The organism is Taishania pollutisoli, assembly GCF_014518315.1.
GTDB lineage: Bacteria > Bacteroidota > Bacteroidia > Flavobacteriales_D > Crocinitomicaceae > Taishania > Taishania pollutisoli.
In genome coordinates this window covers 74,385-88,003 of sequence record NZ_JACVEL010000003.1, presented here as the reverse complement: position 1 = coordinate 88,003, position 13,619 = coordinate 74,385, and the positions used below count along the sequence as shown (strand labels likewise).

General features: G+C 41.4%; 12 protein-coding genes. 11 read left to right on the top strand and 1 reads right to left on the bottom strand.

All coding sequences use genetic code 11. The features are described 5' to 3' along the window. Positions 1-20: 20 nt before the first annotated feature. The gene (locus tag H9Y05_RS05805) at positions 21-551 is read right to left on the bottom strand and encodes a heavy-metal-associated domain-containing protein (RefSeq protein WP_163490257.1); all 531 of its coding nucleotides are present in this window, start codon (positions 549-551) and stop codon (positions 21-23) included. Between the two features lie 281 nt (positions 552-832). On the opposite strand from H9Y05_RS05805, the gene H9Y05_RS05800 reads away from it, so the two are divergent. The 11 genes from H9Y05_RS05800 to H9Y05_RS16535 all read left to right on the top strand — a co-directional run bounded on the left by H9Y05_RS05800 (position 833) and on the right by H9Y05_RS16535 (position 13,581). Further along, positions 833-1,789, top strand: coding sequence for a succinate dehydrogenase cytochrome b subunit (locus H9Y05_RS05800; protein WP_163490258.1), 957 nt, complete (start codon positions 833-835; stop codon positions 1,787-1,789). An 18-nt stretch (positions 1,790-1,807) separates the two neighbouring features. Further along, positions 1,808-3,814, top strand: coding sequence for a fumarate reductase/succinate dehydrogenase flavoprotein subunit (locus tag H9Y05_RS05795; protein WP_216713744.1), 2,007 nt, complete (start codon positions 1,808-1,810; stop codon positions 3,812-3,814). Between the two features lie 33 nt (positions 3,815-3,847). Then, positions 3,848-4,213 (top strand): four helix bundle protein, encoded by a 366-nt coding sequence (locus H9Y05_RS05790; RefSeq protein ID WP_163490260.1) that lies wholly within the window; start codon positions 3,848-3,850, stop codon positions 4,211-4,213. Between the two features lie 27 nt (positions 4,214-4,240). Beyond that, positions 4,241-4,990, top strand: a complete 750-nt coding sequence (locus H9Y05_RS05785; RefSeq protein WP_163490261.1) for a succinate dehydrogenase/fumarate reductase iron-sulfur subunit — start codon at positions 4,241-4,243, stop codon at positions 4,988-4,990. A 111-nt stretch (positions 4,991-5,101) separates the two neighbouring features. Further along, positions 5,102-6,919, top strand: a complete 1,818-nt coding sequence (locus H9Y05_RS05780; protein ID WP_216713743.1) for a T9SS type A sorting domain-containing protein — start codon at positions 5,102-5,104, stop codon at positions 6,917-6,919. A 127-nt stretch (positions 6,920-7,046) separates the two neighbouring features. Beyond that, positions 7,047-8,906: a T9SS type A sorting domain-containing protein gene (locus H9Y05_RS05775; RefSeq protein WP_216713742.1), complete on the top strand. Its 1,860-nt coding sequence runs from the start codon at positions 7,047-7,049 to the stop codon at positions 8,904-8,906. Positions 8,907-9,111: 205 nt separating this feature from the next. After that, the gene (locus H9Y05_RS05770) at positions 9,112-9,576 is read left to right on the top strand and encodes a hypothetical protein (RefSeq protein ID WP_163490264.1); all 465 of its coding nucleotides are present in this window, start codon (positions 9,112-9,114) and stop codon (positions 9,574-9,576) included. A gap of 90 nt (positions 9,577-9,666) precedes the next feature. Beyond that, positions 9,667-11,352: an energy-dependent translational throttle protein EttA gene (ettA, locus tag H9Y05_RS05765; protein ID WP_163490265.1), complete on the top strand. Its 1,686-nt coding sequence runs from the start codon at positions 9,667-9,669 to the stop codon at positions 11,350-11,352. Positions 11,353-11,362: 10 nt separating this feature from the next. Further along, entirely contained in the window at positions 11,363-11,830 is a 468-nt protein-coding gene (locus H9Y05_RS05760) for a hypothetical protein (RefSeq protein ID WP_163490266.1), read from the top strand. A gap of 27 nt (positions 11,831-11,857) precedes the next feature. Further along, entirely contained in the window at positions 11,858-12,364 is a 507-nt protein-coding gene (locus H9Y05_RS05755) for a DUF4112 domain-containing protein (RefSeq protein WP_216713741.1), read from the top strand. Positions 12,365-12,432: 68 nt separating this feature from the next. Continuing rightward, positions 12,433-13,581 (top strand): BamA/TamA family outer membrane protein, encoded by a 1,149-nt coding sequence (locus tag H9Y05_RS16535; RefSeq protein ID WP_216713740.1) that lies wholly within the window; start codon positions 12,433-12,435, stop codon positions 13,579-13,581. The last annotated feature ends 38 nt before the right edge of the window (positions 13,582-13,619 follow it).

Below are 13,619 nucleotides of genomic sequence, written 5' to 3'. Positions count from 1 at the left end.
TATCCCTGCGATCCGTCTGATTACCCTCTGACCAATGCTGAAAGCAACAGATCAATCAGGTTGGGAGTTTTAATCTCAAATGTTGCTTGTTCCAAATCAGAGAAAGAAGATTGTGCACCAACACTTCCGCTGGATTTTGTTTCGGATGAAGTCGTTGTCTTTTCTTCCGCTTTATAATCCGAAACCGTAGATGATCCGATGGAGAACTGCTTGTCGTTTAATTCTGAGATAATTTTCGAAAGTTCCTGCTCTGAAATCTTACTGTCGTCAAAAGATATTGTTGCTGTATTGATATCCCGACCCATTTTGAAATCGAATTGAACACGCTCAACGGCTCCTGTTGCCAATAATCCTTTGCGGATAGCGCTTCCACATCCCATTTCACACGACATTCCTCCTATTTCCATAGAAAGCAATTTCGTAGGTGTTACATTGGAAACTTGTTCTGTTTCAACAACTGTGACCTCTTTCTGTACCGTTTTTTCAGAAGCATTTTGAGAACAGGCACTTAACAGCAGGATTCCGGTAAAAGCAACAATTGTGTTTTTCATAATCATCAGGTAGAAATTCATTGGAATGGTAAAAGTAAGGGGATTCAGCTATAAAATAACGATAAAAAATGTTAAAACAATCTTAGTCTTCCCCCTAATTTGTTAAAAAGGAAGAATTCAAGCCAATAATCAGCTGTTTTTCAGTGATTTATTTTTAAATATATAAACGAGTTCCATGAGTCACTAATTTAAACTCTGTCTAAATTAGGCGTCATGTGAATAATAAAGTCACAGAACTGTTAAATTTGCCGGTTAGTATTTATTTCAGACAATTATTATTTATGAGCAAATCTGCAATTTTATCATCTTCGATTGCCAAAAAATGGTGGATGGCATTAACGGGGTTGTTTCTGTGCGTGTTCCTGATCGGGCACCTTGCGGGGAATCTCCAACTATTGAAAGATGGGGTAGAAGCAAAGCGCGCTTTCAATGAGTATGCGCACTTCATGGGAACAAACATTTTCATCAAAGTATTAAGTTATCTTACGTACATTTCAATTTTATTCCACGCTATTGATGGTATCTTATTAACGGTGCAAAACAAAAAAGCACGTCCGGTAAAGTATGCCTATGAAAAACCGAATACCAACAGTAAATGGTATTCCCGCAGCATGGCGGTTTTAGGAACGCTTATTCTGATCTTTATCGTCTTGCACATGCAGCATTTCTGGTACAAGATGAAAGTTTCATCTGCACCGATGCCCTTGCATACGGAAAATATGTACCAACCGCGAATGGTTTCCCAGGGAGTGATAGAGGACACAGTTGTAAAAGTGTATTACACCACAAACGGTTCGTATGTTCCTGTTGCTGAAGTGACGGTGAAAGGAAAGGATTTCTATAATAATATGGAAGAACAGATCAAACAGATCCAAAATCAATACGATCCGAATTACCAGCCAAAAGGAGAGAATCCGAAAATCGGTGAAGGTTACAAAGATTTACATTCATTGGTGTATGCGTTCTTTGGGCACAACAAATCGGATGAAGGAGTGACAGCAACAGATAAAGTTGGTCTTTCTGCCAACAAGTACGCCTTGCCGTTTGTGATCCTGTATGTTGTTTCCATGGCGGTTCTTGCGTTCCACCTGATGCATGGATTTGCTTCTGCGTTCCAGTCACTGGGATTAAATCACAGAAAATACAACAAACTGATTAAAATTACAGGGACAGCATTCGCGATCATTGTTCCGTTATTATTTGCAATCATTCCGGTAGTTATTTACCTGACGAAATAATTTAAAAATAGTGAGATTATGTCAAACGTATTAGATTCTAAAATTCCGGAAGGACCGTTAAAAGATAAATGGACAAACTATAAAAGTCATGTTGATCTGGTAAACCCTGCAAACAAACGTTCAATCGACGTAATTATCGTTGGTACCGGATTGGCAGGAGGTTCTGCAGCAGCATCGCTGGCTGAAATGGGATACAATGTAAAAGCATTTTGTTTCCAGGATTCTCCGCGTCGTGCGCACTCTATTGCGGCACAGGGAGGAATCAACGCAGCAAAAAACTATCAAAACGACGGAGACTCCGTTTTCCGTTTATTTTATGATACAATTAAAGGAGGTGACTACCGTGCGCGTGAAGCAAACGTTCACCGTCTGGCAGAAGTTTCGGCAAACATTATTGACCAGTGTGTTGCACAGGGCGTTCCGTTTGCACGTGATTACGGAGGCTTGCTGGACAACCGTTCATTTGGAGGTACACAGGTACAGCGTACGTTCTATGCAAAAGGACAAACAGGACAGCAATTATTGCTGGGAGCATATTCCGCAATGAACCGCCAGATCGGTTTAGGAAAAATTAAAATGTACAACCGCCACGAAATGCTTGAATTGGTCGTGGTAAACGGAAAAGCAAGAGGAATTATCGCACGCAACCTGGTAACAGGTGAGTTGGAACGTCATTCCGGACATGCTGTTGTGTTGGCAACAGGTGGGTACGGAAACGTATTTTTCCTCTCAACGAATGCGATGGGATCCAACGCTTCTGCAGCGTGGAGAGCACATAAGAAAGGAGCATTTTTCGCAAACCCTTGTTACACACAAATTCACCCGACGTGTATTCCACGCTCAGGAGATTATCAGTCCAAGTTGACATTAATGTCAGAATCACTGCGTAATGACGGACGTATCTGGGTTCCTAAGAACATGGAAGACGCAATTGCGATTCGCGAAGGGCGTTTAAAACCAACAGATCTGAAAGAAGAAGATCGGGATTACTACCTGGAAAGAAGATACCCTGCATTTGGTAACTTAGTACCACGTGACGTTGCTTCACGTGCTGCAAAAGAGCGTTGCGATGCAGGATACGGAGTTAACAAAACAGGAGAAGCGGTTTACCTGGATTTCGATGCTGCAATTATGCGTTACGGACAGGAAAAAGCAAACTTATTGCATGAAACGAATGCCTCGGAAGCGCGGATCAGAGAACTGGGAGAAGCCGTAGTTGAATCAAAATACGGAAACTTGTTCCAGATGTATGAAAAAATTGTTGACGACAATCCATACAAAACACCGATGATGATTTACCCGGCGGTTCACTACACAATGGGAGGACTTTGGGTAGATTACAACCTGATGACAACCGTAGAAGGATGTTTCTCCGCAGGAGAAGCGAATTTCTCAGACCACGGAGCAAACAGACTGGGAGCTTCTGCATTGATGCAGGGGTTGGCGGATGGATACTTCGTGTTGCCATACACCATCGGAGGGTACCTGGCTGCGGATATCCGGACAGGAAAAATTTCAACAGATCTTCCGGAGTTTGTCGAAGCAGAAAATGATGTACGTCGCCGATTGGAACATTTCATCAACAATAAAGGAACAAAATCAGTTGACCACTTCCACAAAGCATTGGGGAAAGTTATGTGGGACAACGTAGGAATGGCGCGAAACGAAGCAGGATTGAAAGAAGCAATCGTAGAAATTCGCCGCATTCGTGAAGAATTCCACAGAGATGTATTTGTTCCCGGAACCATCAATGAATTTAACCCGGAGTTGGAAAAAGCAACACGTGTGGAAGACTTTCTTGAGTTAGGAGAGTTGTTTGCGATTGATGCATTACACCGAACAGAATCATGCGGAGGTCACTTCCGTGAAGAATCACAAACAGAAGATGGTGAAGCGATGCGTGATGACGTCAACTTTACATATGCTGCAGCATGGCAATGGACAGGAAATCCACAGGAACCGGTTTTGCACAAAGAGCATCTGGAGTTTAAAGAAATCGAATTGAAACAACGTTCATACAAATAGACGTTAGCTATCAGAAGAAAGACGTTAGACAAAATGGGGCATAATTTTAGAGAATTGAATGTGTGGAAAAATGCGATGACAATCGTAGAAGATTCTTATGTCCTTTCATCAAATTTGCCCGCTGAAGAACGTTTTTCTCTTGTAAGCCAAATAAACAGAAGTGCAATTTCTATCCCTTCAAATATAGCGGAAGGTTCTGGGAGAACAACAGATAAAGAGTTCGCCCATTTCTTAAATATAAGTTTATCATCTGCCTATGAACTGGAAACCCAAATGATTTTGGCAGGTCGGTTGTTTAAGATAGAAGTAAAGGAAATTGTAGAAAAATTACATGAGTTACAAAAAATGATTGTTGGATTAAAGAATAGCTTAGACAGTAAAAACCTGTCTAACATCTAAGTGTCTGACTTCTAAAATCTAAAGGCAATGAAATTGACATTAAAAATTTGGAGACAAAAGGATAGAAACGACAAAGGAAAAATCGAAACCTATCCGATCGATAATGTAAGTGAACACATGTCTTTCCTGGAAATGATGGACGTTTTAAATGAGCAGTTGATTTCCGAAGGAAAGGAACCTGTTGCATTTGACCACGATTGTCGTGAAGGAATCTGTGGAATGTGTTCGATGTTTATTAACGGAGAAGCACACGGACCAGACAGAGGAGTTACAACCTGTCAGTTGCACATGCGTAAATTCAACGACGGAGATACAATCTACGTAGAACCATTCCGTGCAAAAGGGTTTCCGGTAATCAAAGACTTGGTTGTTGACCGTTCTGCATTTGACAGAATTCAGCATGCAGGGGGATTTGTTTCTGTAAATACTTCCGGAAACACGCAAGATGCCAATGCTATTCCGATTCCGAAAAATGATGCGGATAAAGCATTTGATGCGGCAACGTGTATCGGGTGCGGAGCGTGTGTAGCGACCTGTAAAAATGCATCTGCGATGCTGTTTGTCTCTGCAAAAGTATCCCAATTTGCATTATTGCCTCAAGGGAAAGTGGAAGCGCAACAACGTGTCTTAAACATGGTAGAGCAAATGGACAAAGAAGGATTCGGAAACTGTACAAACACAGGAGCGTGTGAAGTGGAGTGCCCGAAAGGAATTTCGTTGGAAAACATCGCCCGAATGAACAGAGAATTTTTGAAAGCAGCAGTCACCGCTGAATAATAACGGAGATTTAATTTTCTCATAATAATAAAGAAGAGGACCATGGTGTGTCCTCTTTTTTGTTGATATGATTTATTTGTATATATTTATACTGGTTTTAAAAATTTACTTATGAAGAAAATATTACTTTCACTGTTGGCAGGTGCAATTACCTGCATCGTCAACGGACAAATTGCGGTGACGGGAATCTCACCGGCAAGTGTTCAGGGAAATTACAATTTTACAATTGGAGATGCCACCCAATCCTGGGCTCCGGCATTGGACTTTTCTACCCCGGGAGTGTATGTTCAGGGAGAATTAGTCATTGTTAATGACGGTTCTACCGGTACAAACCCGCAAGGAAATCCGATTTCTGCGGAAGGATGTAACACGTTGGTGAATGCCGCTGCAGTAAACGGAAAAATAGCTGTTATTTACAGAAATACATGTAATTTCGGAGTAAAAGCACTGAATGCACAAGATGCGGGTGCGATCGCTGTGATTATCTTAAACCGCGATCCGGAAGTTATCGGAATGAACGGAGGCGCGGAAGGATTGAATGTGACCATTCCTGTAGTGATGCTGTCAAGCCTGGACGGATTGACCCTGACAAACGCCATGCAAAGCGGACCGGTAGAGGTATTTATCGGGAACAAAGCGGGATTGTATCCAAATGATTTAGCATTGAATGAAGAATTAATTGCTGTACCCCAGTACCATGGAGTACACTCTTTGCTGGCTCAGAATGGTTCAGAGTTCAATGTAGATCTGGGATTGAGAGTCTATAACTTTGGTTCAGCCACACAGACAAACGCAATGGCCAACGTAACTATTACAGGACCTTCAGGAGCAGAAGTGTACAATGAAGATGTGACATTTTCTCTGAATGGAGTATCAGGAAATGCAATCGACAGTGTGGACATATTCCCGGGTGAGACCCTGATGTTTCCGCAATTTGCGCTGGCAACATACCCTGCAGGTAAATATACGTTGACATATACATTGATTAACGGAGGAGGTGTAGATGATGATTTTCCGAATGACAATACCTATTCGATCGATTTTGTTGTTAACGATTCATACCTTTCAAGATCCCGTTTGGATGCTACAACATTGAAACCAATAGCTGAATCACAAGTAAAACCGGCAGCACCAACAACTGGAGGATCGTATGCAGAGGTTGTTTATTGTTCTTCTTTCAGAAATGCAAACGCGTCGAGATTAGCAGTGCTTGGGTTCAATGCAACTGTATCTGTAGACTCAGTTGATGCGAACAGCACGTTGGAAGGAAAGTTCGTTTTCGCAGATTTGTATGAATGGACAAATGCCGACGCTGTTTATGCGGCAAATGCAGGAAACACACAATTGGCGTATAACCTGGATTCAAAAGCAACGCTTAATTACGACTTTGTAAATGATGTGATCAAGGAAGAAGTATATTTTGAATTTGAATCACCCGTTCTTTTGGCAGACAACACAATGTACATGGTATGTATCACAGATTTCGGACAGGATTTGAATATTGGTTACGACAGAGCCGTGAGATACAATGTGACGCGACAGTTAACTTCACAATGGATAAATCCGTTGAAAGTAGTTGAAGGTCAAACCGTAACCTGGTATGGAGCAGGATTCGGAGCGGATCTAACACCTGCATTCGGAATCCGAGCAATCGATGTGGAAACTGCTTCGGTTGAAGATTTGTTAAAACTGGAAGGAAAGGCATATCCTAACCCGACAAATGATGTTGTGAGAATGATTATTCCGTTAGATGGTAAAGCAACGGTTGCTGTTACAGATCTTTCTGGAAGAACAGTTGCAAACCGTGAAGTGAATTTTACGGGTAATCAGGCATCAATTGATCTGGCAGAATTGCAAAGCGGCATGTATGTAATTCACGTTGCTTACAATAACGGGTCTAAATCTACATTCAATGTAATTAAAAAATAACAGTTAATGTATTGTGAAACAAAGGGTGCATACATGTGCACCCTTTGTTTTTTTATCATATTTTTTGCGTAATAGTCAAATAAGTTTTATCTTTCCGTTAAATTTATATAATTATATTTTTAGACTTATGAAGAAAATAATACTTTCAATGTTAATTGGCGGAACGGCATTTTTTGCTTCGAGCCAGGTTGTAGTAGTCGGAGTTAGCCCCGCAGCAGTGCAAGGGAATTATACTTTCGCAGTACAAACAGACGCGGGGTGGCCTTCCTATACACCCGGTCAGTTTCCGGATAGCGAAAACTGGGGGATGCCTTTAGATTTCAGTGTAGTAGGAACGTATATTCAAGACACATTGGTATTGGTAAATGACGGTACGGCCGGTACAGACCCAAACTTAGGAAATCCGCTTTCCCAGGAAGGATGTAACCCGACTGCAGGTAACCCTTATGCAGGGAAAATTGCTGTTTTAAGAAGAAATACATGTTCATTTGTAAACAAAGCGTTGTATGCACAAAATGCAGGGGCGATTGCTGTAATCGTTGTTGATAATATCGATGACGCAAACCTGGCAAACAACTTTATGAGTGCGGCAGATACAGATCCGAACGGACCATTGGTAACGATTCCGGTAGTGCGAATTTCGATGTCAGATGGTAACCACCTGATCAATCAAATGGCAAACGGACCTGTGGTGATGTTTATCGGGAATAAAACAGGAGCATTCCAAAATGACCTTTCTTTGAACCAGGATTTGGTGATGACGCCTCCTTACCATGGAGTTCACTCACTACTTGCACAAAATGGAACAGAGTTTAACTTTGATCTGGGGCTGAGAGTATACAATTTTGGTGGATCAAACCAGTCAAATGCAACAGTAAATGCAACAGTTAAAAATCCTTCCGGAGCAACTGTTTATGATGAAGATGTGATGGTCAGTTTGAATCAGGGAGACAGTATTGATATCTTCCCCGGAGAAGCAAATGCGTTCCCGCAATTCTCTTTAGCAACATACCCTGCAGGAAAATATACCGTTGAATATACGATTTTATTAGATGGAATTGCTGATGATTTTGACAGCGACAATACATATATGGCAACATTTGTTGTAAATAATTCATACCTCTCACGAGCAAGACTGGATGAAACAACATTGAAACCAATTACAATGTCTCAGGTAAAACCGGCAGCACCAACAGGAGGAGGCTCATATGCAGAGGTTGTTTATTGTTCTTCTTTCAGAAATGCAAACGCTTCAAGGTTAGCAGTTAGTGGATTCAACGCAACTGTATCTGTAGACTCAGTTGATGCGAACAGCACGTTGGAAGGAAAGTTCGTTTTCGCAGATTTGTATGAATGGACAAATGCAGATGCTGTTTATGCGGCAAATGCAGGAAACACACAATTGGCGTATGATCTGACTTCAAGAGCAACACTTAATTACGACTTTGCAAATGATGTGATCAAGGAAGAAGCATATTTTGAATTTGAAACTCCGTATGTATTGCAGGACAATGTAATGTACATGGTGTGTATTACAGATTTTGGACAAGGATTGAACATCGGTTATGACAGAGGAGTTAATTTCAACGCAACAAGACAGTTGTTGGAAGAGTGGATCAACCCGTTGAAAGTTGTTGAAGGACAAACAGTAACATGGTATGGTGCTGGTTTTGGTCCGGATTTGACACCTGCATTCGGAATTCGTGCAATTGATGCAACAACTGTTGCAGTTGAAAACTTGTTGAATTTGGAAGGAAAAGCATACCCGAATCCGACAGACGATGTTATCAACATGAACATTCCGTTGGATGGTAAAGCAACTGTTTCTGTTACAGATCTTTCTGGAAGAACAGTTGCAAACCGTGAAGTAACTTTCATGGGTAACCAGGCATCAATTGACCTGGCAGAATTGCAAAGTGGTATGTATGTGATCAATGTTGCGTACGACAACGGATCTAAGTCTGCATTTAACGTAGTTAAAAAATAAGACATAGATTTAATAGTTATATTATTTATGGAGAAAGGAGGTTCAGTAATGAATCTCCTTTCTTTTTTAATTTCAATCACTTACTGTAGATCATAATCGGGTTTTTTCTATATTTAAAACATTAAAATAGACCAAACTATATGATGAAAAGGGGAGAAACCGAAAATCCGAAGAGTAGGACAAACTGCTACAAATTATTTTTATTATGGCAAGAATAGGAGATGATCAATTACTTTTTTTATTTGTGCTGGCTATAGGAGCTATTGTGATAGCCATTTTTTATTTGAAAAACTTACAGGACGTGTTAAAGGAATGCTCCTCCCGAAATCAACAAGTACCTCCGGGAAATGTTTGGTTGATGCTTATTCCGTTTTTTAACATTGTTTATCCGTTCATTTTGTATCCGAAAATCAGTGAGAGCCTCAAAAAAGAATTTGAAGAAAGAGGTAATCCACAACAAGGAGACTATCTGAAAAGTATTGGACTGACCATGGCTATTTTAAACATCTGTGGTGTACTTCCGGTAGTGGGAAGTATTGCAGGGTTGGGAAATTTTATTCTACTGATTATTTATTGGGTACGAACAGCCGAGTTTAAAAATAAACTGAGAATGCTTCCGAAAGCGGGTAAGGGTGTCAGAATCTCAGATAATGCAGATATTCTGGATTAAAATTCCTCTCTTTTAATTCATTCAAAGAAAAAGCTCATTTATTCATATAAACGGGCTTTCTTTCTATATTTGTAGAAAGTGTAAAAAATTATGTCAGACGATAAAAAGATCATTTTCTCAATGGTTGGAGTTTCGAAACAGACTCCTCAAGGAAAACAAATTATAAAAGATATTTACCTTTCATTCTTCTATGGAGCGAAAATCGGAATCATTGGTTTGAATGGATCCGGAAAGTCAACTGTGATGAAAATTATTGCAGGATTGGATCAGTCGTACCAGGGGGATGTGGTTTTCTCACCGGGATATACTGTAGGATACTTACCACAGGAGCCGGAACTGGATCCGAAGAAAACGGTGAAGGAAATCGCTATGGAAGGAGCCCAGGAAACGGTGGATGTGCTGAAGGAATACGAAGAAATCAATAATTCGTTCATGGATGAAGAAATTCTGAACGATCCGGATAAGATGGATAAATTGATTGCGCGTCAGGCTGTTGTTCAGGATAAAATTGACGCATTGGACGCCTGGGAGCTGGATACAAAACTGGAGCGTGCGATGGATGCGCTTCGTTGTCCGCCGGATGACCAGTTGATTGAATCCCTTTCAGGAGGAGAGAAACGGCGCGTTGCCCTGTGTAGACTTTTGTTACAAAACCCGGATATCTTGTTGCTGGATGAGCCGACAAACCACCTGGATGCAGAATCAATCGAGTGGTTGGAACAACATTTACAGCAATACAAAGGAACAGTTATCGCCGTGACCCACGACCGTTATTTCCTGGACAATGTAGCGGGATGGATCCTGGAATTGGATAGAGGAGAAGGAATTCCATGGAAAGGAAACTATACTTCCTGGCTGGAGCAAAAAGGAAAACGCCTGGCAGAAGAAGAAAAAACAGAATCCAAGCGTCAGAAAGTTCTTGCCCGGGAGTTGGAGTGGGTGCGCATGAACCCGAAAGGACGACATGCAAAAAACAAGGCCAGAATTGCCAACTACGATAAAATGCTCGCGGAAGATGCGAAAGACAAGGAAGCAAAACTGGAAATTCCGATTCCGAACGGACCACGCCTTGGAACCAATGTTATAGATGCAGTCAATGTAGCCAAAGCATTTGGAGATAAATTGCTGTATGACGATCTGAATTTTAAGTTACCACCTGCGGGAATCGTAGGAATCATCGGACCGAATGGTGCCGGTAAAACAACGATCTTCAAAATGATCATGGGTGAATTGACTCCGGATGGCGGAAATTTCGAAGTTGGCGAAACAGTCAAAATCGGTTATGTGGATCAGACACACAAAGACATTCACCCGGATAAAACCGTGTTTGAAGTTGTTTCAAACGGATTGGAATATGTGGAAATCGGTTCACAAAAAGTCAACTCCCGTGCGTACCTTTCGAAATTCAACTTCAACGGTTCGGATCAGAATAAAAAGGTGGGAGTGCTTTCCGGAGGAGAAAGAAACCGCCTGCACCTGGCGATGACCCTGAAAACGGAAGCAAATGTCCTGTTGCTGGATGAGCCGACGAATGACATCGATGTGAACACACTGCGTGCGCTGGAAGAAGGAATTGAAAACTTTGCAGGTTGTGCGGTTGTTATTTCCCACGACCGTTGGTTCCTCGACAGAATTTGTACACACATACTTGCCTTTGAAGGAGATTCTCAGGTATATTGGTTTGAAGGATCTTATTCAGAATACGAAGAAAATCGCAAGAAGAGATTGGGTGATACAGGACCGAAACGTGTGAAGTATAGAAAATTAATCAAGTAATTTCATCTATATGAAGTCACTGTTAATACTGCTATTTCTGTTTGGATCAAGCTTGTTGATGGCCCAAAAGGAAAAAATCGAAATTGATAAAAAAACCGAAGTTGTATCCGTTGATGGAACTTCGGTTTTTATCCTTGAAGGGCAAAACATAGGGAATACACAAATCCTGAAAGATTTGAATGGCCAACGCTTAGCAGTTTTTCAAGTGATGGATTACTATGATTCCAGGTACATTTCTTCTTCGAATTCAAAAGGAAGAGTTGCTTATTTTGATGTCACGTTTTTGAATGAAACCCTGGATAAATGCGAAATACCCGTCAACGGATTTAAAAAACAGTTGGCGAAGTACATTCTGGATTATAACCTTGTCAACGGAAATGCATTGGACGAAAACGCAGTCCGTCAGTTTGTCGCAATTCACGGAATGAAATTCTCTGAAGAAAAAAATCGTTCAACAACAATCATTATCGTGCGGTAGAGAACAATTTACTGCAAGTATCAGTAAATGGGAAAAGAAAACTACAACAAATACAAAGAACGTCATGACCAGATCAGGCGGGATTTTGAATTCGTTGAAAAGGTATCATTCTGGCTGGATGAAAAATTCCGGATTCCCGGACTGGGATTCCGATTTGGATTAGATCCGCTCATCAATTTAATTCCTTTTCTGGGAGATGTGATCGGTTTTGTTATTTCCGTTTCCCTGGTGGTCATTATGGCCAGAAATGGTGTAAGTCCCAAAGTAGTGATCAAAATGTTGCTGAATGCTTTCCTGGATGCCGTTATCGGTGCTATTCCGCTACTGGGGAAAATCGGGGATTTCTTTTTCAAAGCCAACACGAAAAATATTGACTTGCTCAAATCACATTATTTTGAGGGAACAAACAACGGGTCGGGATGGGAGATCATTCTTACGATTGTGATCATTTTCTGCCTGGTTGTTTTCCTGGTTTTTTACCTGCTATTCACGATCCTCGCATGGATTTATGAATTGATTATGTATTTATTTTAACATCAAACCCTACAATTGTGTCGCTGCGACGTTCTTTTACACAACAAATCAATTGCCCAAAAGACAAGGTGCAGAAAGTTAAAATAATTGCACTTTTTTTTCTGGTGTTTGTTGTTGCAACACCCTCCGCGAGCGCGCAAAAAAAATTCAGAGAGACCAAAATCTGGCGCTATGCAAGTTCCATTCTCAATGATACATCAGAAGCCAGTAAGGCTACATTTATTGTCTACCCTACCTTTGCCTCTTCTCCCGAAACAGGTTTGCAGATAGGAGCTTCCCTGTTACGTCTTTTTTATGCGAAAAAAGATACACTCAACCGATTGAGCGAACTGCAGGCATTTCCTTTTTTTACCATTAAAGGACAATACGGAATCATTTTTGAAAATGCGATTTACGGGAACGAAGATAAGTGGTTTTTCCTGGGAGAAACAAAGATTCAGCGCTTTCCGCTCTCCTATTATGGCGTCGGTCCTGTTACCTCCGGAAACGATCCGGCCTATGTAGATGCGTTTCAACTTTTACTGAAGCAACGGGTACTCCGGAAAATTCATAAGAACTTCTTTTTTGGCCCGGAAGTAGATTATCAATTACTGTCCAATGTTACATTTAAACAACCATCCGATGGAAACCTGCATGAAATACCGTTGGGGGGAGACGGAACTCAAAATTTAGGGTTCGGACTCGGATTTGTGTACGACAGCAGGCACAATGTACTCAATGTCCGGAAAGGATTGTTTGGTGAAATTGCTTACCTGACAACGGTCAAAGGGTTTGGCAGTGAATATGGTTTCGGAGGAGTGAACCTGGATGTGCGTTCTTACCACCCGGTGGGAAAAAACAGTGTCCTTGCATGGCAGGTCAAAGGGCAATTTATGCATGGAGACGTTCCATTCAATCAACTGGCATTACTGGGAGGAGACCGGTTGATGCGGGGGTACTACCTCGGGCGTTACCGGGATAAAAACCTGATTGCTGCGCAGCTGGAATACCGGATGCTGCCATTTCCATTCAGTAAACGATTCGGAGCGGTTGCCTTTGTTTCTGCAGGGACGGTTGCTCCGGACATCAACAGTTTTCAAATCAAACGACTGCGGGTTGCCTGTGGAGTCGGATTCCGGTTCCTGGTCTTTCCTAAAAAAGACATCTATATCCGTCTGGATTTCGGTTTCACAAAAGAAGGACTCAACTTTTATGTCTTTAACGGAGAGGCATTCTGATGATTCAGCATTGATTCATTACAATCTTTCAATCTTCC

Bases quoted from the DNA above. Each gene is read 5' to 3' on its own strand.
- H9Y05_RS05785 (WP_163490261.1), top strand. From the start codon at position 4,241: ATGAAATTGACATTAAAAATTTGGAGACAAAAGGATAGAAACGACAAA.
- H9Y05_RS05755 (WP_216713741.1), top strand. From the start codon at position 11,858: ATGGGAAAAGAAAACTACAACAAATACAAAGAACGTCATGACCAGATC.
- ettA (WP_163490265.1), top strand. From the start codon at position 9,667: ATGTCAGACGATAAAAAGATCATTTTCTCAATGGTTGGAGTTTCGAAA.
- H9Y05_RS05800 (WP_163490258.1), top strand. From the start codon at position 833: ATGAGCAAATCTGCAATTTTATCATCTTCGATTGCCAAAAAATGGTGG.
- H9Y05_RS05795 (WP_216713744.1), top strand. From the start codon at position 1,808: ATGTCAAACGTATTAGATTCTAAAATTCCGGAAGGACCGTTAAAAGAT.
- H9Y05_RS05770 (WP_163490264.1), top strand. From the start codon at position 9,112: ATGGCAAGAATAGGAGATGATCAATTACTTTTTTTATTTGTGCTGGCT.
- H9Y05_RS05775 (WP_216713742.1), top strand. From the start codon at position 7,047: ATGAAGAAAATAATACTTTCAATGTTAATTGGCGGAACGGCATTTTTT.
- H9Y05_RS05780 (WP_216713743.1), top strand. From the start codon at position 5,102: ATGAAGAAAATATTACTTTCACTGTTGGCAGGTGCAATTACCTGCATC.
- H9Y05_RS05790 (WP_163490260.1), top strand. From the start codon at position 3,848: ATGGGGCATAATTTTAGAGAATTGAATGTGTGGAAAAATGCGATGACA.
- H9Y05_RS05760 (WP_163490266.1), top strand. From the start codon at position 11,363: ATGAAGTCACTGTTAATACTGCTATTTCTGTTTGGATCAAGCTTGTTG.
- H9Y05_RS05805 (WP_163490257.1), bottom strand. From the start codon at position 551: ATGAAAAACACAATTGTTGCTTTTACCGGAATCCTGCTGTTAAGTGCC.